The following is a 20,960-nucleotide window of genomic DNA, read 5'->3' as shown; positions in this document are numbered from 1 at the left end:
TACGTGAAGAGGACTACCCACTGGGTATAAGTCTGGCTTTCCAACGGCCCACCCACAGGGCCTTTGACCTGCACTGATAACGCCCGCGAGGTGGGCCGATCAAAGCGGCCCACCTACAGGCGGAGGCACAGGCGGAGTCACAGGCCCCCGGAAAGGCCCCGTCACCGGCGGAGTCACAGGCCCCTCAACGGCCCTTGCCCTGACACAGGGTTCTTCTGACCTCCGCCACGTGAGGCCGGGGCGGCGCCAACCCGTGATCACGGTCAGCACCACCCCGGCGTGAGTTCTTACTCCTCAGGTGGAGATCGCCTGCCAGCGCCGCACCAGATGAGCCAGTTCAGCGAACTCACCCTTGCCACCGCCCCCAGGGCTAGAAAGCGATGATGTCGCCGGGCCTCGACCACCCGCCGCTTCCCCACCTCGGTTCGCCCGCACGTCTCCCCTGGCATACGTGCGGACGACGCGGTCTTCGTGCCGAGCGAGGTAAGGGCGCACCCCGCGCACCCCTTCGTCGTCCTCGCACCACCCACGTGGTCCCGTGTACGGGGTCTGCTGCGGCGGCACCCGCACCGGAGCCTCCCTCGGCTGTTCCTCTCCGGGCCGGGGCCGAGGAACATTCGCGCTCCCCTTGGCCGCAGCCCGCACCGAGACCGGTTCACGGTCTCCCCGCACACGCCGCGAGGGCAGCGGTGGGCGGACCTCGGCCGCCAGTCGTGTACTCGGGCCGGTGGGGCCGCAGAACAGCGCGGCGAGCACCACCCCGAGGACCCAGCGCACCTGTTCGCCCCAACCCTGGCGGCGCCTGCGGTGCCGCCCGTTATGCTTCTCCATGGTTTCCTCCTGGTGTACTCAGGTGGGAATCACGCCCCGGGCCGGTGTTCTCAGCACCGGTTCGGGGCACCCTTCGTCATGTTTGTCAGCGGCCTCGTGAACGAGGACGGTTCTTCCTGTGCGGCCGCAGGTGAGTGTCAATGGCCCCGAGGTCATACGCCCCCGAAACTGCGCTTCTCACCCACACCGCACAATTAGTCACGAAGCATCCAAAGATCAGCGAATAGGTGTCCTTTTTCGCTGAGGGTGGTCGATGTTCCCTTGGGTGGGCGAGCACCTTCAACCCCAGCCACGAAATACATCCCTCCCCTGTTCACTGGGCGTCCGTCACTGCTGGCCACGCGTGCGCCCGGACCGGTCGAAGGCGTCGTTCACTTCCAGGTCCTGGGGCGGGAGAGGTCAGCGGGAGAGGACGCCTCCTTGGGCCTTGCGTTGCAGGGCTCGGCGTTTGCGCAGCCGGACCAGGTACATCACGTTCTGGTGCCGTGCCCCGGGCCGGTCGTAACCCCACATCTGGGAGGGGGTCTCGCCCTCGTGCCACAAGGCCAGGAACGCGCGGCGGGCCCGCCCCAGCGCGCGGGTGAAGGCAGGCGGGTCCATGTTCAGCGAACGTTCGGCGCGGCGCCGGTCCTCGTGTTCGGCCAGGGCGGTGAGGACCTGGCGGTGGGCTGGTTTCAGTGCGGTCCAGATCTGGGCTAGGCACTGTTTTTTGAACGGGTCAGGTCTCGAAGCCAGATCCGGATCGAGGCCACCTGCACGGTCCCGTCGAAGATCACGGCCCGCTTGTCATAGCGGGTCGCGACCGCCCGGTTCTGCTTGAGCAGGTTGATGCACCGCTCGACAGTGTTGCGGTCGCGGTAGGCCGCCCGGTCGAAGGCCGGGGGCCTGCCGCCCGCCGAACCTTTGCGTTTGCGGTGCTCGCGCTGGTCGCGGGGTTGGGCGATGGTCGCTTTGATCCCACGCCGACGCAGGAGGGCCCGGTTGGCGCGGCTGGAGTAGGCCTTGTCGCCCAGGACCCGGTCCGGGCGGGTCCTGGGCCTGCCCACGCTGCGGGGCAACCGCAACGCGGCCATCAACGGCTCGAACATCGGGCTGTCCCCGCGCTGGCCCGGCGTGGTGGCCAGCACCAGGGGCCGCAGGCGGGAGTCGGCGAGCAGGTGGACCTTGGTGGTCAGCCCGCCCCGGGAGCGGCCCAGGGCCTCGGCCCCGTCCGGTTCGTCCCGCGCTATCTCCCCTTTTTCGCCGCTCCGGCGGCGTGCTGGTGGGCCCGCACCGTGGTGGAGTCGATGCCGACGATGAGTTCCTCGCCGCTGTTGGCGTCGATACGCAGCCGGTCGGCGATTCTCTGCCAGGTGCCGTCGATGGACCAGCGGCGGTGACGGCCCGCGACGGTCTCCCAGGGGCCGTAGCGTTCGGGCAGGTCCCGCCAGGGGATGCCGGTACGGGCGCGGAACAGGATGGCGTTGATGACCTTGCGGTGGTCGGCCCACTTCTTGCCCTTGTGAGGGTCGGCGGGCATGAGCGGGGCGAGCAGGGCCCACTCGGCATCGGAGAGTTCATGACGACCGGCCATGACACAACCCTGTCAGAGCAGGACCTACCACACACCCACTTCTACAAAACAGTGCCTAGGGCCAGGCGGTCGACGATGTGGTCCTCGTGGGAGTGGGCGGGGGCCGAGGCGCTGGTCCAGTAGCGCACGAACGCTCGGGAGAGCAGGGCTTTGTCCTTGCCGCCCAGTCCGCGGACTTTGAGGTCCTGGTAGTGCTGGGCCTTCATCGCCTTCCAGCCCAGGGCGATCAGCTCGGTCTCCTGCGGGCGTTGGGGGGCGAGTTGGAGGTGCTCGGTGATGGCCTCCCAGGCGGTCTCCGCGCGGTGCACGGGGTCCATGGCGTCCACCCATCGGCATTCCCGGGCCGCCCACACCGCCAACCGCACCACCTGGAAAGCCGTGTACCCGTGCCCCACCGGGTCATCGGCCCGGGGCGGGGACAGCAACGGACCGAACTCACTCGACCCACGCGGGGCTTTCGTGTTGTCCCTGCTGACGCATCCGGAGGTCGAGACGGGGGACGGAGCCGGGGAGACACCGTCGTGCGTGGGGGTCGGATCCGGCAGCGGGACGGCAGCAGCATTCATGACGCACGCTCCAAGGGGCCGTGACGAGCGAGGAGCCACCACATGTCCATGTGTTTGGCCCATGCACTCATGTACATGAGTATTGAGAATAGGTTGCCCCACTCATGTACATGAGTCAACCCTGTGGGCGAAGAAGCTCGAAAGCCTGTCAGTCCCTGGCCGGAATGCGGTAGTCGAGCACGAACTGATCCGCCGCCATGATCGTGTCGCACACCTCCACCACCCGCCCTGAGGTGGTCACGGCGTTGCGTGTCAGATGGATGACCGCAGAACCAGGGCTCAGCCCCAACGCGCTGGCCTCCTGCTTGGTGGCCAGCCGTGCCCGCACGGTCTCGGTGTACTCGGCGAACTCGTGCCCGTGTTCTTCAAGCCTTGCGTAGATACCGCCGCCACCGGGATTCTCCTCAAACAACTCGGGGATGTCCCGGGCCACATCCCACGGCAGATACGACGTGGCCTCCTCCGTGGCCGTGCCGTCGCTGAAGTAGAGGCGTCGACGGGCGAGGACCTTGTCACCTTTGTTCACGCCCAGGCACTCGGCGATCTCGGCGGGAACGGGGACCGGGCCGATCGACAGCACCTGGACGGTGGGCCTCACCCCGGCCTGCTCGGTCTCCGCGATGTAGGCCGCCTTGCCCGCACGGCGATGAGAGCGTCGGAACCGGTCGGAGGACTTGCGGGTGACCGGAGGACGCGACTTCACGAACGAGCCCTTGCCCTGGAAGGTCTCCACCAGTCCGACGGTTCGCAACTGGGCGATGGCCTTGCGCACAGTGCCGGAGGAGACGCCGTAGCGTTCCATCAGCGCCGTCTCGCTCGGGATCTCCGCGGCGGGAGTCAGACGTCCGGTCGTGATCTGCTCCTCGATGTCGTCCGCGATCTGGAGATACCGCGGCTTACCGGACCGCGCCCCTGCACTGCTCGCCATAGTCCTTCCGTACCTCCTATGCTCCTGTATATGAGTAACAGCACCGGAGACAGGCCGTCAACGCCGCTGCACTCGGTGTCCGTGGCCGGGGCCGTCATCGACGACAACGGCCGGTTCCTGGTGATCCGCCGCGCCGACAACGGTCGGTGGGAACTGCCCGGCGGGGTCCTGGAAATCGTAGAGACCCCAGAGGACGGCGTGTGCCGGGAGGTCTGGGAGGAGACCGGCATCCACGTGGAGGTGGACCGGCTCACCGGCGTCTACAAGAACACGGTCCGGGGCGTCGTCGCCCTGGTCTTTCGTTGCAAGCCCTCCGGCGGCAGCGAACGTCCCTCCCCGGAGTCGACCGAGGTCGCTTGGTTCACCCCCGACGAGGTGTCCGCGCACATGGGTGAGGTCTACGCGATCCGCCTCCTGGACGCTCTGGACCCGAACACCCCCCACGTCCGCACCCACGACGGCCACCGCCTGACCCCAGCCAGGTGAACCTGCCTTGGTCTGCATCCGTTGCCGTTGGCTGTCTTCTCTCGCAACTCAGAATGTTCTACGGGACGGTGCTCTGATTCTGATGTGCGGCGGCACAGGCGACGCACAAGCTATAGGTCTCACCGGGAGTCCAGGTCACAGGTCAGGTGGCGGGAGGCGATCCCCGCACACGCAGAACCTTGCACGTGCCACTCCGGTCAGTTCCATTGACAGTAGGAGCGCACCGCGTCGAACAGACGTCGACTGGGAAAGCCGGATTCGCCCAAAGCGGCCCGGCCGAAGGCGGCCAGGACCTGATCGCTGCTCGAGGCCAAGGTGACAGCTCCGGCCTCGGCGTCGCTGGACAGTAGCGCAGACTCACTATCGTCAACCCGCAGGTTCATGCTGGTCTCGGTATCTGTGCAAGTGTCGTCCCGACTCAGAGCGTTGGGTTCCACCTGAGAGAGCAAAAATGGACGCGCACCGATATCAATACGCGGCGCCTCCCTCTGGGCGACGGTGACCACCGCCGAACCAAGAACAACTGTGGCTACCGCGGCCACTGCCAAAACCGCGACAGTGTGCCTCCTTTGCCAAGGAACGGTGGATTTCAATCCGCCGGGTGCGTGCCTGCGCGCTCCGACCACCGAACGCAACCACGAGCCAGCGGACGCCCCGATACCACACAGCAGCAGCAACACAGGCAGACTCACCTGGCTGAAGGTCGCCTCGGCATATCCGTCCGAAAAGGATCGTGTCGTGACACCCGGGCATTCTGATGGCGCTTCTGTCAGAAGACACACCATTCCCTCGAACACCACTGCGTATGTGAGGGGCTCCAACGCCAACAGTGTGAGCACGACCGCGGCAGCCAGACACGTCCCTGTGCCCCGGAGGCTATACCCCCTAGACGATGACCATGCCCCCAGTGCGATGCTCGCAGCCACTGCGGCCAGCAGCACGAGAAGCAGGATGAGGGCGAGAGACAGGAACCCTCCGCCTCGGCCCACAACGACCGCGACCAGGAGCAGCACCGCGTACAAGCCGGTGAGCGCGCACCCAACCACGAAAGGTGTGAGGGGGTGACGGGTCAGCCCCTGCACGCGTGATCCGCGGATCAGACCGATGAAAGCGAACACGGTCGCGCAGCCGACGGCTGCGGGAAAGCGCCAGCTCGCCATGAAGGCAGCGACCGGGGCTCCCAACAGGCCGGCTAAGCCTCCACTGGCTTCAGCCCCGAGAATTCCATTGAAATGGACCCATATCCCGAACCCGCAGCCGAACACGACTGCTCCACAGAGCATTCCCATAAAGCAGGCAGCTTGCTGGTTTCGGGCGGTGGACAGCCATGCTCCCGCGCACAACGCGGCCCACCGCAGGAACAGTAGACACACCCCCCACAGCACAAATACTGAGACCACGGCAAACAGGGGATTGGACAACAGCAAAACGAGCCATGAGAGGCCAAATTGAATGGGAGGCAGGAGACCGAGAAGAATGCCAGCTGTCAGTGCCGTGGCCGCCCTTCCCCAGCGTTGGGCGCCATCTGGGGTCGCATGGACCGCATTCCATACGATCGCTGTGATGAGGGCGCCTACCGGCATGCCCATGAGCACGGCTGTGGAAATTCCCCCTTCCGAACCTTGGGAGATGCCGATGCCCCCTGCTGCACTCAAATGCAGGTGGGCAGCGCCCAGTGTCAAACCCGCGATAGCCAGATCGACACCGCTGACCGTGGTGAGCCGTCTCGGGTCGTCGAGTACGTCCAACCGTGAACGATGGGAGGGGTGGTACCTGTGTCGCTTGTGCTGCCATCTCCGCAACCGGAGGCCTGACCGCGTTCGCCCCGATCGGGCTAGGAGGTCGCGTAGACCCTTCTCGACTCGACTGGTTTCCGCTGCGCGCACATCGGCGTAGTGCTCGCGTGTGCGCAGGATACGGGCCCGGGCCGATTGCAGCAGTAGAAGGGCAAGGACCGTGAGGAGCAACCCCGGTAGTGCGTTGCTGAGCAGGATGGTCGAAGAGCCGAGCACAGCGATGGAGTACAGGGCAGCGAACATGTAGAGGGCCAGCGGTCCGGTGGTCAAAACGACGAAGGCCCACCATGAGGACATCGTCAGATACGCGATATCGACGTCTTGGTTGCGTAGATGGGCCACCTCGTGCCGAATCACCGCCAGAGCACGCTCGTCGAGTTCTCCGCTCTCCCGTAGGACGAGCAGGGAGGTATCGACAGCTATGCGATACCGGCCGAACGCTCCGAAGACACGTGCCCCGCCCGCAGTTCCCTGAGTGGGGAGGAGCTTGATCCGCTTACGGACACCGCCCAGAGCGGCATCCACCTCTCGTTGAGCAGCCCGCACTCCGCTGTCCTTCGGGAGTCGGATCGGGCGCAGCCGCCTTTGGAGACGAATCGGGTACAGCGCGTAGACGACGATTGTCAGGAACGCCCATACCAGCCCGGGAGCGACCATCCACAGCATGACTTGACGGTCCGCGGCTGCGACACAGTCGACAAAGCCGTTGAGGAGGGCTTGGTCGGAGAGCCGGTCAATACCTGCGCGGGCCTGGTCGGTACAGACTGCTCTGGCGGCGCTGCCCGTCGTATCCGCGCCGAGGAGCGGCAGGATCGGCGCGAACCAGTACGCGATGTACATGGAACTCACTGCGGCGACCAGGATGATCAGGGAGAACCGGATGCTGGTCGCGCTGGGCAGCAGGAACGGATTGTAGCCTCGAGGGCTTCCAGGGACGGTGCTTATGGCCTCAGCCAGAGGAGTCTGCACCGGCACCGCCATCGGGCTGATCCGGGGATGAAAGTTCGGCGATGATCGCCTGCGCCAGCCGCTCCGCCTGTTCCGGCGGCAGACCTGCTTGCACAGCGTGGTCGTTGACGGACGCGATAACGGCCGGGACCTCTTGCGGGGACAAAGCACGCACGACGGCACTGGATTCGACCTTCGGTCGCCTTCGGAGCCGCAGCACTCGTCCCGCCCACTGCCAGGCCCGCTCCCACCACGGCCGGGCCACAGCGGTGAGCGATTCGACCGTCAAGTCATGAAGCACAGTGAGCACAACGCCGGTGACGACCCCGATGACGATCTCGCCGAACCCCAGCGGGTTGTCTTCTGCAAGGTTGGCTCTACCACGCGCGAAGTACTCGTCGCGGACGCGCGGGTAAGCGGTGATCTCATCCGGAGCGACACGAGCCACAACAGACCTGGCCACGTCGTCGATGGTGACGGATCGCCCTGTGGGGGCGGGGATCTCGGGCACCGAGCGCATCCTCTCAACCTCTGTTCTGTAATCGGACGCTCAGGCTACGTCTCCAGCACTGACCGTGTCAGCAGAAAGAACTCCTTGGCACGATCCGGCCATGCAGCCCTACTCCTGAGGTATTCCGAACTCTCCAGGCGGAGACACAGATCGTCGGCCATACGGCGAGGAACTCACGAGGTGCCATCGGACGCCGCCAACGGCCCGCGTGTGCTCCGTTCGTGCTCCGCAGTTCTGGGCTGGGGCGACATCGGGCGTCACCACACGGCACCGGACGGCACGACGGATCGGATGGTGCGGGACAGAACAACACGAAGCCACACGTGGTGACACGAAACCAGCGAACTTCTAATCCGATGGTCGCAGGTTCGAATCCTGCCGGGTGCGCCACAAAACCCCAGGTCAGACGGGGTGCGCGAGTCGAACAGACGAGGCGCCGGGCCCGGATCGGGGCCTGAAATGCTCCCCGTGTGCTCCCCAGTGCAAGGTCCAGTACAGGTGGGCGCCCACCTCGCGGAGCACTTTGCCGTCCCGTGACCTTGGTCCTCCTGTCAAGGGCGTGTTCGCGTACCTCCGGCCCACCACGACCAGCGCGGTGGGCCGGGCCCTGTTGGGAACCACGGCCCACCGCACACCGACGATGGACACCTACCGGGACAGACCCCGACCGAACTCAGCCTCGGTCCCGTCCAGGCCCAGGGTGGCGCCGCCGAAGGTCAGCGAGCCCTGCCCGGTCAGGCCGTCGGCGGTGGCGTAAAGCAGGGTGACGGCGCCGTTGCCGTCATTCTCGCCCGGCACCCCCGCCACCAGGTCCCGGTACCCGTCACCGTTGACGTCGATCAACGTCACCTGCGCGCCCATCTCATCCCCGGCCTCGGAGACCCCCGCCACGTCCGGGGAGTCCTGGGTGAGGGACTGCTCGCGCCCATCCAGCCAGTTGGGGCCGCCGTAGAGCACACCTACTCCGCCCGCGTCAGCGCCGCCGTCAGAGGCCTGCACGGTGGCATCGCCCAGCACGATGTCGGCGTAGCCGTCGTTGTCAATATCACCCACCGCGACCGAGTCCGATCCCCACTCCTCGTCCAGTTCAGCGCCCCGTTCGGTCAGGCCAGCGACCGAGCCCGCCAGGACGCGGGCGGTATGACCGCTACCGGGGACGGCCACCACGTCGGCGTAGCCGTCACCGTTGACGTCTCCGGACGCGATCACTGCGGTGGAGTCCTCCAGGGTGAGGGGCTCGTTGAGCGGTCGGGTGGTCAGGCCGTCGGCCGAACCGGAGAACACCGACACGTCCCCGGCCTCGTCCTCGCTCTGGCGGGAGCTGGAGACCACCAGGTCCAGATGTCCGTCACCGTCGATGTCGGCGGATTCCAGTGCTTGGACGTTGTCGCCGGGGCTGGGAGTGGCCAAGAACGCGCTCACCGAAGGGTCGTCGGCCTCGCTCAGGTCGGCGCGGCCCGACAGGACCACGATGTGGTCCCGGGCGCTGATGGCCGCGTCGGCGTAGCCGTCGCCGTCGAGGTCACCGACCGCCAGAGCGTGGCCGAAGCCGGTGTCGCCCCGCTCCTGACGGGGCGAGTGCAAACCGATCGCGGTCTCGGACAGCCCGTCCGCGGAGCCGAAGACGACCTGAACCAGACCGGCGTCGGTGTGCTCCTCGACGTCCTCGTCCGGGGCGGCCACGATCAGGTCGGCGTAACCGTCCCCGTCCACGTCGGCCGAGCGCAGTACCTGCCCGAACCGGTCCCCCGCTTCCGGGGTACCGGGAACACCGGTCGAGGCCTGGTCGACCTGGGAGCCCGCACCGGTGTCCACACCGCCCGACCCACCGGGGACCACCGCGACGTAGCCACCGCGTACACCGTTGCCACCGACCCCTTCGGGAGCGCCGACGAGCAGGTCCGCGTAGCCGTCACCGTCCACATCGTTGGGAAGAGCGGTTCCAGCATGAGCGGCACTGACCGCCGCGGGAAGGAGCAGCGCTACACAAGCGACCACGGTGGCGACTGTAACGCCAGAAGGAAAAGTTTTCCCCATTGCATTCCTTAGCAGAGGCACGAAAAAATCCACCCTTCTACAAACAAGAAGGATTTTTAAATCAACCATCTCGGACATGACCAGGAAACCAGAAGGAGCACAAAAAAGTAGAGGCCGTCAAGCCGCGCCAAAAGAAACACGCGGCGGCTTCCGCCCTGGCACCTCCGCTAAAGGCATGCCCAGGATGACACCAGAGCGAAGCACCCTCCTGTCTAGCTACTCGACACTTTCGCCTCCTTGATCGCGCTTGCGCACACGCGCCCAGAGAACGATCTTTGGAAGTATCCAGACAACAGAGAAAACGGCAGCCATTACAGTGAAACCGACCGCCGAGTTCTCCTGTCCAGAAAGTCCGGTCCACACAGCCACCGCGAGCATCATCAGCGGAACCAAGCCCAAGCCGACGATGAGAGTTCGCCAGTCGTGACTAGTCGGGTTTTCCGGAAACTCCTTGTACCCCAAAGGAAGGAGAAACCTGGCCCTGGCCAATTGTTCGACGAAATCAGATGATGACCGATGGAACACGCGTCCCTCCGTTCGCATCTCTGGCTTAGCCAGTGCCCCTCGTCTCGACTTTCTCACGAGGACGAGACATGCGCCCCCTTGGGCGGCCACCCAGGATTCGCCATGTCGGCCCTGAAAGCAGGAGCCTTCCAAGCCCCAGCCATCATCTCCGCCTTCTCTTCATTTCAAAAAGGAGATACCACTTCGGGGCGGACATCAAGAGAACGCAGAATATAATAAGGATGACACTCAGAACTCCACCTGCGATGCTGTCTCTCCAGTAGACAGACATCAGTCCAAGTGCGGCGAGCGGGGGTACAGCCATCAAGGGGATGATAGCCATGTTTCGCACGTCTTTCATAGAGGAATTCTCAGTTAGGCGCCCACCAGTAGCTTTCGGCGTGAGAAACGGGCTGGTAGCGAGCACCATCATCATACGACCGAAACTTGATCGCTCTTGTTGCATATACGCATCCATTTCAGGTCTGCAGTGGGGAGGCTGGTGTTCGAGTGAATCTTCTATCAACCTCCCCACTCCAGAAGTACCTATGCCGTAAGAAGGTTGAAAGCCAACCCACCCCACATACCAGGGCCAGGCGGAAGCGGCCCGGTAAGGGCGCCGCCTGCGGCTCCCCACGCAGCAGACCGCGCGACTTGGCCACCTGTTCCTCCTGCTAGACCAGCGCCTGCGGCTCCTCCTGCGGCGCCGACAACAGCACCAGCTGCCATCATCGCTCCGGCGCATGCGATGGTTATGCCACAGGAGACCGCAACGGCGGCGAAGCCGAGCCCGGCAAGCGCCGCGCCAAGGTTGCCCGCCTCGGAGGCCGACATCAGTCCGAGTGGGTCGGTGTTGTTGATCGGGTCGCCCATGCCGTAGGCGTAGTTGTTCATCTCCTGCCGGGACGGATCCGGCTGGGTGAAGTTGAGCGTGTTCGTGTCATAGAACCGATAGCCCAGATGCACCGTGCCGTCCTGGAACTGGTAGGCGCCCGTGAACCCGAACGGGTTCAACGACGCCGCCCCGCTCTGGCCGGAGGCGTCTACGGACCGCTCGCCGAAGGGTGTGTAGTCATAGACCACGTCCGGACTTTCGGCTTCGGAACCCTCGGCGGTGATCGCGAGCACCGTGTTCTGGTGGTCGGTGGTGAAGTGGAACCGCTCCTGTCCGTCCCAGGCCACCATCGAGATCAGCTCACCGTTGGCGTCGCGCACGAAACTGGTGCGCTCACCCTCGGAGGCGACGTTGGTGACCCCGAGCGCGGTGTTGGACAACTGACGGTCGACCCGCTCGCCCTCGTGCACGTCGGTGATGCCGCGCATCTGGGTCTGGTTGGTGGTGTCGTAGCTGATGCTGGTGGCCAGGTCCGCGTCCTCGTCCGCCTGGAGGAACTGGTTGGTGAGGCTGTACTCCAGCACCCGGCCGCCCCGGGAGGTCATGTTCCCAGCCTCGTCGTGGCCCACCTCTTCGCCGCGGGCGTCGGTGACCTGGTCGGCGTCGTTGTAGGCCAACTCCTCCCCGCCTGCGCTGGTCAGGTTCCCGGCGTCGTCGTAGGCGTAGTCGATCTCACCGTTGCTGGTCAGGCGGTCCAGGCCGTCGTAGGTGAAGGTCTCGGTCTCACCGTCGATGGTGCGCGACTGCAACTGGTCGCTGTCAGCGCCGTCGTTGTCGTAGGAGTAGGAAGCCTCTACCAAGCTCTGACCAGCCGCCCCGGTGGTGGTGATGCCGGTCAGGCGCCCGGAGTCGTCGTAGGTGCGCTCCTCCACGGCTCCGTCGGGGTGCGAGATTTCGGTGCGGCGGTTGTTGGCGTCGTTGGTGAAGGTGGTCTCGGTGCCGGTGTGGTCGGTGATCAAGGTGAGGCGGAACGCGGCGTCGTAGGCGTAGGTGGTCCTCTCGCTCCCGGCCGAGTCGGTGCGCACGGTTTCGAGCAGGTCGCCGCGGCCGTTGTAGGAGTGCTCCACGCTCGCCTGGTCGGTGGCCCCGGTTCGACTGGAGCTGCCGGGCGATGCGCATCGTGCCCCGGGCCCGGTCAATGTCCTCCCACCGCACACCCACCACATCGCCCCGCCGCAGCCCGATCATCACCAGCAGGTGGAACAGGGCGTACAGCCAGTGGTCGGACACGAAGTCCAGGAAAGCGCGGGTTTGCTCGACCGTCCACACCGCCACCGCCGGTCGCATCCGGCTATGGGTCCACTTGGCCACCGCCTGGTCGGTCCACACCACCGGCCGCGTACCCACCCCCGGCTCCAACCGCAGGCCTCGAGCGAGGTTGGAGGGCAGCAACCGCTACGCACCGCGGTGTTCAACGCCGCCCGCAACGTGGACCGCACCCACTGCACCGTCGCCATAGCCACTGACCTGCCCCTGGGCGTGGCGTGTTCGGCGATGCCTTCGAAGGCCCGCTGTACCCGGGCGGGCGTCAACTCCTCCAGAACCGCTTCGCCCAAGTGCGGGATGAGGTAGCGGTCGATGTGCTCGGCGTAACTGACACGGGTGCGCGCACGCAACCGGGTCCGCCCCTCCAGCCAGTGCTGAAGCCACGCGGCCACCGTCCACACCACCGGGCTCCGCACCCTGCTCATCGCCTTGGGCCCTGCGCAGGGCCACGCGTGCGGCCTCACGGGAAGCGAAGCACCCGGCACCGACCACCCGAGGTCTGGTCTGACTCGAGCGAGAAGTACCAGCTTCCATGCCCACGGGAGCGCAACCGCGGGCAACCACTCCCGGGCCTCCTCGACGTACCGGCCCTCCGACACCCGCACCGCTTGAACACCGAACCAGACCCCAACATCACCACCACCTCCAGCCCCAGTCTCACCCTGAGGATCAGAGAAGACGAGTGACAGAAGACAATCCCGGCACGAGACAGTTCAACGCCGCCCGCAACGTGGCGCGGATCCGCTGCACCGTCGCCGCAGGCGACGGCGCTCATGCAGACGCCACGCCCTGCGAGATCTACTCGAGGGCCTTCTGTATCCGGGCTGGGGTCAGCTCCTCCAACGGCACATTGCCCAGGTGGGGTGAGGCAGCAGTGAATGCGCTCGGCGGAACTGGTCCGGGTGAACGGGCTGCTTTCCAGCTAAATCAGCGCTGGCTGGCACTGAAGCACGTCACCTTGAGCCCGAGCAGGATCGCAGAGTTCACCCAAGCCGACCTCACCCTCAACAATACATGGAGACACAATTTACCGAGAAGCCCCTAGCCCAACCAAACAACAGAGATCCAACAGGATCAGGCACTCAGACTGAACGCTCGGACAAAAGTTTTCAATCTCCGGAGAAAATAAGCTTTCTATGCGGCCGCAAAGGCACCAACTCAGCCAACTCGATCAGCTCCTGAATCATAGGGGCCATTTCACCGTCCCCGAAGGATCGATACGCAGAGCAAAGCTCTTCCAGCACCACTCCAACCTGACGAGAGTTGAATATGGTATCACCATAAAGATCCACATGACCCAACATAGGGTACTCTTTGCGCGAATCTAGCTTTCGCAAGAATTCATTAATATTCTGACGAACACAGCGAGACACGACGGCACCGCCGTATTCGCACACCAGAACGCTGACCGACAACTAGAGCACCTCCACATCGGCCATGAGAAAAGGAATCATCACCTGGGCCCCCCGGGATGCATAGTAATAACGCCGCCCCACTTGTCAGATATAACGGTGTAGGTCGATGTAGGAGCCCCGCCGTCCGTAGGCGCCTCCGTGCCAACCGGCCGACCGGCGTCACATACGCGCACACAATTACCATTCAATTGAACCTCGGCGCCAAAGGACTCAGACCGATCTGCCAGTTCATACAGATCTTCACTGTCATAGAAGTAGCCTTTGGTTTCATCCCTCATTGACCCACTTTCAGTATGCTTATCACGGACATACTTTTCTGAAACATCATCCAAAAAGGCTGGTTCACAGTTGTGGTTGAGGAGATCTAGCGATCCCGCACCCACGTGGAATGTGTGGACGCCCTGGACGGTCAGGTTATGGACCGTCGCGGCCTGCGTCCAGGCCTGGACCGCGGAGACCTGCACCCAGGTGCCCGAGGAGGTCTGCAACCACATCCCCGGAGCCAGGTCAACCGCGTCAACCCACTGCTCCAGGTCGGGCACCCAGAACGGGTGCCCGTCGGTCGCGATGACCACGTCCCCCGCTGTTACCGGGCCAGGGACACCCGACTGCTCGACCTGCTCACCTTCAGCTTCAGCTTCAGCTTCAGCTTCAGAACCAGACTTCCCACCGGCCGCCTCGCGTTCGGTGGTCGGGTCCACCGTGATCTCCACCAGGTGCTTGCTGCCCGACCCGATGATGGTGGCCAGCACCGTCCGCGCGGTCTGTTCACCGGTCTCCGGATCGGTGGCCAACACCTTCTCACCGACATCAACGTCTTCAATCGGTTTGGTCGACCCGTCGGCCATCACCACACCCGTGCCGGGCACAAAACTGTTTCTGCCTGAGCAGAGGCCGTCGACCCTCTTGTTGGCATCGACCAGGTCGTCGACACCGTCGATGAGGTCACCGCCGAGCCTGGTGATCTCCCGCCCCAACTCCGCGGCCTTGCCCCACCTCAGCCCGTACTTCGCCGCGATCTTGGCTGGCAGACCGCCCACGAACATGAGCGCGATGTTGACAGCGGTCTCACCACACGCCCCCAGGTCACCGGTGGTGAAGCACTCGAGCCCCGCTGTGATACCGAGCTCGTCCGCGACCAGTTGGGCCAGCCCAGTGGCTGCCTTGATCAGTTTCTGTTTGGCTTCTTCCTTCTCCCTCTTGGCGTCCTGGTATGCCTGATACTGCTGACCCTGATAAGTGCTCCCCGAAGAACCTCCAGAACCACCCCTGGGCGACAACCTGTTGGCCCAGCCCATGAGGCTCCGCCACGTGGGATGAGTGGTGACGTCAAAGCCCCAGCCCCGTGCCGCCGTTGCCGCGATATTCAACGCGAGCCTGATCGTGCTGCCGATGAAATTGGCGAGCTGCTTGAAGAAGAGGCCATCGGGGTCACTGAAGGAAACGGGGTTGTTGTTGGCGTAGGTATAGCCGTGCATCTGCTGGTGGTCGGTCACATCCATAACCGGGTCCACCGAGATGAAGCGCCCCAACGACGCGTCATAGGAGCGCGCCCCGAGCTGGGTCAGCCCTGTGGATTCGTCAACGGTCCCGTTCACGAACCCGCGTTCAGCCGGCCACTGGCCCTGACCAGCCCGTGCCTGACCGAAAGCCGTCATGTACCGGTGGGTGGCCTCTCCGGTACGGGCGTTGACCGCGATCTGTCCGCTGCCGTGGTGATCGGAGTGGATCCACGAAAGGTTTCCCTCGTTGTCACGTACCGCCACGGTCTCGTCAGCGAAGGTGTAGAACCGTGTCGCTTCCTTGAGCAGGCTCTGCCGGTCCAAGCGCAGCTCCATACCCGGCAGGTACAGGGTGGAGGCGTCTGGGGCGTGGCGGATCAGGCGCTGTCCGTCGGCGTCATAGACGAAGGAGGTGGCGGATCCGTTCTCCTCGACCACACGTGCGAGCTTTCCCTCCGCGTCCCACTCCAGCTCCTGGTCCCGGACAGCGGTGGTACGGCCGGTCATGTTGCCGGCTTCGTCGTAGGCGTACTGTTCCAGCCGGTCGCCCGCGGGCCCGGTCTCGGTCACCTGCGCCAGGGCCTGAGGGGCTATCCCCTCCTGGCCTCCATGGGCATAGGTGCGCACGGTGTCGGCCACCGGGTCGTGGCGCGTCTCGGTGACGCGGTTGCCCAGGGTGTCATAGGTGTAGGAGTGCCAGTAGGGGGCCGCACCGCCCAGGTCATCGGTCGAGGGTTCGGTCGCGCAGGCCTGCTCGCCGGTGGCGTCCGGTGTCCATACGTCCGTCATCCGGCGCATGTGGTCGTAGGCGAAGCACTGTACGTCAGCCTGGAGGTGGTCTGCGGTGGGTTCGTTGCGCAGGCTCAGTACGTTGCCCGCGTCGTCGTAGGCGTAGTGCTGGTGTGCGAGTGAGCCGGTGATGCCGAGTTCAGGGACCAGAGTGGTTTCGGCCATGCGTCCGGTGGCCTGGTCATAGTGCCGGGTCAGGTAGGTCGCGTGCGTACCCGAGACGTCCATGTCCATGGTGCGCTGGCGCAGCTCACCGGTGCTGTTGTAGACCACATTGGTGACGTAGTCAGAAAAGCCCGACATCTGTACCGGTAGGCCCAGATCGTTGAAGGAGTAGGCCACCGTCTCCTGGCCGAGTGCACCCGCGGAGGGCATCGTCACCGCTCGGACCGTGCCGTCGAAGTTGTACTGAGTCGAGGAGCGATAGCGTCCGGAAAGGCCGGCCTCACTGGAGGGGATGAGGATCTCCGTCGTGATGGGCCGGTAGAACTGGTCGTAGGTCACGACCCGGCTGGTGTAAGCGCTGCCGTCCACATACCGGGTGGAGGAGGTCGGGTGCCCCTTGGCCAGGGTGTCGTAGACCCAGCGTGCACGCGGAGACCCTTCGGGGCTGTCGTCGTACAGGCCCGTCTGCCGCCCGAGGGCATCGTAGGTGTAGGCGAGCGTCTCACCACGGGCGTCCGTCTTGGTGGCCAACTGGTCGAGCTGGTTGTAGGACATCGTGGTGGTGCCCGCGACGGGGTCCTCGGTCTGGGCGAGACGACCGCGGAGATCGTAGCTGTAGGCCCAGGTGTTGCCCTCGGGGTCGGTGACCGAGGCGAGTTCGTCGTTCTTGGCGTAGGTGTAGGTGATCGAGTCGTAGTCGCCCTCCGGGAGGGGACCGTGGTGCGTACGGGTCTCGATCATCCGTCCGCGGGCGTCATTGACGACGGTGGTCGCCGTTTCACCGTCCGGCGGGGTGATGAGGAATCGGTCGCCGTGGTGTTCGGTGGTGGTGCGCCAACGCTCCTCACCGAAGCCGACGTGGACGACGTCGGTGGAACGCCCGGCTCCGTCATAGAGGGTCCTGGTCTGGCGAGGGATATCACCGTCATTGGCGGCTACGAACAGAGTGTCGCTGGGGTCTTCGGTGTTGTAGTAAGCCTCGCGCTCTTTGACAATCTGTCCACGCGTGTCGTGGAAGGTGTCGGTAATCAGTCGTCCACCGTTCACGCCCGGGCTCTGGATCTGGCGCGGACGCAGGAACGCGTCGAAGATCTCGTAGCTGGTGGTGTACTCGGTCGAGGTACGCAGAGAGTGCGTGACGATGGAGGTGGGCGCGTCCTGACGGATGTGGTACTCGAACTTGCTGGTCGGAGTTTCCGTCTCGGGGTCGCGACCGGGAAGCCACACGCTGGTCAGACGACCGAGGGGGTCGTAGGCCATGTGCATGGTGCGGTTGTTGGCGTCGGTCTCGGAGACGGGCAGGCCACGGGCAGGATCGGCCCGTGTGGTCGTGGTGTGTCCGAGGGGATTGGTCTCGGTGGTGGCCTCGGGGAGTCCGGCGCTCGTGAAGGCGTACTCGGTGGTCGTCACACCTCCGGCGGCGTCGGTCTCGGAGACGGTGTTGCCGAAGGAGTCGAACTCGGCTTCCTGCACCATCTGGTAGACGGGCTCGCCGCCGGAGTAGGAGTCCAGCTTCTCCGTGCGGGTGGGTAGGCCCGTGGTCGGGGCCGCGCCGTGCGTCCCCCCGTCGTAGAACACCCGCTCGTCGGTGATGACGTCGGCGGGACGGTCAGGAGTCTCCTCACAGTCCACCGCAAGGGTCTCGGTCCGGGAAGCGAGGTTGAGGATCCACGCACTGGTGTTGTCGACGTAGTCGGTACGGACGCACCTTTCGTCACCGGATACGTCCACGTCGCCGTGCTCACGTGCCTGGGTGACGGCGCCCTGGTCGTTGATGGTGTTGTCGACACGGGTCTGGTACCAGCTCCCGTCCTCTTTTCGCGCGAACTTGACGACCTGTTCGGTCTGGATCATGTGCGCGCTCTGGCTGCCCCAGGAGTGGGTGACCTCGGCTGTCTCCTTCAGCCAGGGCTTGGTGATTTCCCGGGAGATGACCTCGCCGCCCTCGCCATCCCGGGTGGTGACCTCGAGCAGGGTGCCGTTGAGTTCCTTGTGGTCGGTGTGCTCGACTCCGCGTGAGTCGGTGACCGAGACGTCCCTGGTTCCGCTCGGCTGTTTGTCGCCGTCCATGCCCTGGAAGTACAGGTACTCGGTCTCTGTCCGCTCCTCGCTGGCGTGGCCGGTACGCACGATCACGCGGTCGTAGCCTCGCCAATCCCCCCAGGTGCGGTACTTGTCCTTGACCATGCCGTCGGCCTCGGTGTAGCGCCAGGCCGGGGTTCCCACGTAGTCATAGCTGGTAGTGAGTGTCGGCTGGTCGGTGACACCGTCAACCTCGTTGACCTCGGTGACGACGTACTTGTGGAACCAGTCGGTCAGCTCCACCCCGCCTTCGGGGGTCCACTTGACCGGATAGCAGCGCTTGGTGTTGTCGTGCGGCTCAGGAGTCTCGCCGTGCACGCACTCGGGTGCGGAGTAGGTGATATCGAGCTGTCCACCGGACTCGGTGCGGATCTCGGTGACGCGCCAGCGCAGCATCGGCGCGATGTCGTCGGTGGGCGAGTCCACCCGGTTGGGCATCTGCGTGCCGCCGAAGGTGACCTTGGGCAGGGTCTCGGTACCGCCCACGTGGCCGGTGTGCTCGATGGAGTCCAGCCACAGGGTCGGGCCGGTGCCGTCGCCCGCCTCGGGGAAGGATTGCTCCAGCGCCCAGGAGTCGACCTTGGTGTACTCGTCGCCGTTGTGGACCTGGGTGGTGATGGCGTCGAGTTTCCTGGTGGACCAGAAGGTGGGCGAGTGCTTGCCCGCGCAGGAGGCACCGGACTCGCAGTCCTGGTCCAGGGGGACGTCGGGCCAGTGCTCGGCGTTGTCGGAGGTGCGCTCGTCGGCGGCGCAGTCGAAGGAGTCGGTGACCAGGCAGCGTTCGGAGGTGGAGAAGGCCACGCGCGCCGGGGCGGTGGCGTACACGTCGTCGCTGCGCAGCCCGTACTCGATGCGTTCGATGTTGGCCGCGCGCACGTAGGGGGTGGCGGTGTTGGTGAGGTTGCGGCCGTAGTGGTTGGTCTCGGCGTCGTAGTAGAACGTCATGACGTTGCCGTGCACGTCCACGACGTAGTCGAGGTTCCACTTGTAGGCCTGCTGGCACCAGGATTCGGCGAAGGTGGAGTCGTAGCAGGGCTGCCCGGACTCTGCCGCGTAGACGGGCATGGTCTGTGCGGAGTCGGTCTCGGGGTCGCCATTGGACCAGCCGGGCAGGCGGTTGCGGCCGAAGAAGTACTGGGTGCCGTCAGGGGTGGTGACCTTCCAGTACTCGCCCTCGTGCGCCCCGTTGGTGGCGCCGGTGAGCCTTTCGACCTTGGTCCCGTCGTCGTTGGACAACCGGTAGCTGCCGTCGTCGTGCTTGATGAGCGCGCCGGAGTGTCCGCTCATGGACAGGGTGACGTTGTCGGTGTTCCAGCACAGGTCACCGGTCTCGTGTCCGGAGTCCACGCAGGCGGCGTAGCGGCGCTCAATGGAACCGGGGGCGTAGGAGAACCCGTCACCGATCCAGGAGGTCTGGTTGTTGGAGGTGGCGATACGGCCGTCGATCCCACCGGAGGAGTAACTCAATCCCACCGCGGGGGACAGTTGGCTGGGAGCGGGTGGTGTGGTGACCCCGTAGGACCAGGAGAAGTCACCGGACTGAGTGTTGACGTTCCAGCTGGAGGAGGCTGACAGCTGGGTGGCACCGTAGTCGCCGTTGCCGCCGGAAGAGGCGGCGGTGACCGCGAACAGCGATCCCTGAGCGGGCGCAGCTCCCACGACGGCGGACAGGCTCTGCTCCGGAATGTTGTTGTCCAGGAGTTGGGGGGCGTCGAAGGCGACCGTGTCCTCCGCCGAGCAGGAGTCGTCCAGGACGCAGGGGTCGAGCTCGACGACGTGCAGGCGAGAGGCGTAGTCGCCGCCGAACGCCGCGGCGAACTCGGAGTAGTCCACCTCCATCTGAACCGGCGCGAGGGTGGGCGAGTCGTCGGTGCGGGTGATGTTGACGAGCAGGCCGTGTACTCCGGCCGCCTGAGCGTCGGCCTGGTCCAGGATCTCAACCTGGACCGACTCGACGGGCTCGGGGACGGAGAAGGCGTCCACCTCGGGCTCGTTCGGGGTGACGGGCTCTCTGCGCATCTCGTTGCGGCCGGGGGACGGACTGCTGTCCGGAGAGGGTTGCGTGGCCTCCGGCGCCTCTTCCGCGGCTTCCTCGGCGGTGTCCGCATCGGGCTCCCGTTTCGGAGGGTCCACGCGCGGTGGTTCGTCCGCCGAGGGTGTCTCATCCGACGCGGAAGGCTCGTCCTCCGGTATGTCGTCCTTGGGAACCTGAGGTTCCCACTCCTGCCAATGCTCGGGGACCTCCCAGTCGGCGAGGTCGTCTCCCGCCACAGCCGTGACCGTGACCGGAGACTGCTCCTGGGCTCCGAACGTCCGCGCCTGTCCCCCGCCCAGGTCCACATCGGCGGCCGAGGCCTCGGGCCAGTCAACCTCCTGAGGTGCGGCCACAGCAGCCTCGGCGACGGCGTTGCTTCCCTCAAGGGGTTCCGCAACCAGGTCCTGCCCCTCGACGGAGGACAGGTCCTCCACCTCCGGGCGCGGGTTGTAGGCCGTGGCGGACGCTGGTAGGGCATTGAGCAGTCCGGCCACGAGGACGAGGCCGACCGAGTAGGTGATGCCGCGGCGGATCGGGCCGGGGCGGGTGGGGGTGTCACTGTGCGGGGTCACAGCAGTCCTCCTGTCCTCCACCGGTCGGGTGAAGGACGATCACAGGGGCAGGGGGATGT

General features: G+C 65.3%; 12 protein-coding genes and 1 pseudogene. 1 reads left to right on the top strand and 12 read right to left on the bottom strand.

The window, feature by feature from the left end:
• Nucleotides 1-1,230: 1,230 nt before the first annotated feature.
• From AC0VX6_RS13315 to AC0VX6_RS13300, 4 genes and pseudogenes are all read right to left on the bottom strand, one after another.
• Nucleotides 1,231-1,431: a hypothetical protein gene (locus AC0VX6_RS13315; protein ID WP_475468956.1), complete on the bottom strand. Its 201-nt coding sequence runs from the start codon at nucleotides 1,429-1,431 to the stop codon at nucleotides 1,231-1,233.
• 95 nt (nucleotides 1,432-1,526) lie between these two features.
• Nucleotides 1,527-2,404: pseudogene (locus tag AC0VX6_RS13310) on the bottom strand (IS5 family transposase).
• 41 nt (nucleotides 2,405-2,445) lie between these two features.
• Nucleotides 2,446-2,721: a hypothetical protein gene (locus AC0VX6_RS13305; RefSeq protein ID WP_475468954.1), complete on the bottom strand. Its 276-nt coding sequence runs from the start codon at nucleotides 2,719-2,721 to the stop codon at nucleotides 2,446-2,448.
• Between the two features lie 397 nt (nucleotides 2,722-3,118).
• Complete coding sequence (locus AC0VX6_RS13300) at nucleotides 3,119-3,898, bottom strand: GntR family transcriptional regulator (RefSeq protein WP_475468952.1); 780 nt, start codon at nucleotides 3,896-3,898, stop codon at nucleotides 3,119-3,121.
• A gap of 30 nt (nucleotides 3,899-3,928) precedes the next feature.
• Between AC0VX6_RS13300 and AC0VX6_RS13295 the strand changes: the two genes are divergently transcribed.
• Complete coding sequence (locus AC0VX6_RS13295) at nucleotides 3,929-4,384, top strand: NUDIX hydrolase (RefSeq protein ID WP_358416822.1); 456 nt, start codon at nucleotides 3,929-3,931, stop codon at nucleotides 4,382-4,384.
• A gap of 197 nt (nucleotides 4,385-4,581) precedes the next feature.
• Here the strand turns inward: AC0VX6_RS13295 and AC0VX6_RS13290 are convergent, their stop codons facing one another.
• The 8 genes from AC0VX6_RS13290 to AC0VX6_RS13255 form a co-directional block, all read right to left on the bottom strand.
• The gene (locus AC0VX6_RS13290) at nucleotides 4,582-7,161 is read right to left on the bottom strand and encodes a M48 family metalloprotease (RefSeq protein WP_475468951.1); all 2,580 of its coding nucleotides are present in this window, start codon (nucleotides 7,159-7,161) and stop codon (nucleotides 4,582-4,584) included.
• Nucleotides 7,130-7,639 carry a hypothetical protein gene (locus tag AC0VX6_RS13285; protein ID WP_253794689.1) on the bottom strand — a complete coding sequence of 170 codons (510 nt, stop codon included), beginning with the start codon at nucleotides 7,637-7,639 and terminating at the stop codon, nucleotides 7,130-7,132. The genes AC0VX6_RS13290 and AC0VX6_RS13285 overlap by 32 nt, the downstream gene beginning before the upstream one ends.
• A 648-nt stretch (nucleotides 7,640-8,287) precedes the next feature.
• Nucleotides 8,288-9,637 carry an FG-GAP-like repeat-containing protein gene (locus AC0VX6_RS13280; RefSeq protein WP_475468949.1) on the bottom strand — a complete coding sequence of 450 codons (1,350 nt, stop codon included), beginning with the start codon at nucleotides 9,635-9,637 and terminating at the stop codon, nucleotides 8,288-8,290.
• A 255-nt stretch (nucleotides 9,638-9,892) separates the two neighbouring features.
• A complete protein-coding gene (locus tag AC0VX6_RS13275; protein WP_475468947.1) occupies nucleotides 9,893-10,201 on the bottom strand; it encodes a hypothetical protein in 309 nt (102 codons plus the stop codon).
• Nucleotides 10,202-10,726: 525 nt separating this feature from the next.
• Nucleotides 10,727-12,142 carry an RHS repeat-associated core domain-containing protein gene (locus AC0VX6_RS13270; RefSeq protein ID WP_475468946.1) on the bottom strand — a complete coding sequence of 472 codons (1,416 nt, stop codon included), beginning with the start codon at nucleotides 12,140-12,142 and terminating at the stop codon, nucleotides 10,727-10,729.
• Nucleotides 12,143-12,262: 120 nt separating this feature from the next.
• Nucleotides 12,263-12,766, bottom strand: coding sequence for a tyrosine-type recombinase/integrase (locus tag AC0VX6_RS13265; protein WP_274977824.1), 504 nt, complete (start codon nucleotides 12,764-12,766; stop codon nucleotides 12,263-12,265).
• Nucleotides 12,767-13,450: 684 nt separating this feature from the next.
• Complete coding sequence (locus AC0VX6_RS13260) at nucleotides 13,451-13,756, bottom strand: hypothetical protein (RefSeq protein WP_274977823.1); 306 nt, start codon at nucleotides 13,754-13,756, stop codon at nucleotides 13,451-13,453.
• Nucleotides 13,757-13,794: 38 nt separating this feature from the next.
• Nucleotides 13,795-20,901: an RHS repeat-associated core domain-containing protein gene (locus AC0VX6_RS13255; RefSeq protein ID WP_475468943.1), complete on the bottom strand. Its 7,107-nt coding sequence runs from the start codon at nucleotides 20,899-20,901 to the stop codon at nucleotides 13,795-13,797.
• Nucleotides 20,902-20,960: the final 59 nt, after the last annotated feature.

This window comes from Nocardiopsis sp. iso_25 (assembly GCF_056173305.1).
The sequence above is the reverse complement of the archived record's forward strand: the minus strand, read 5'-3'. Positions and strand labels throughout refer to the sequence as shown.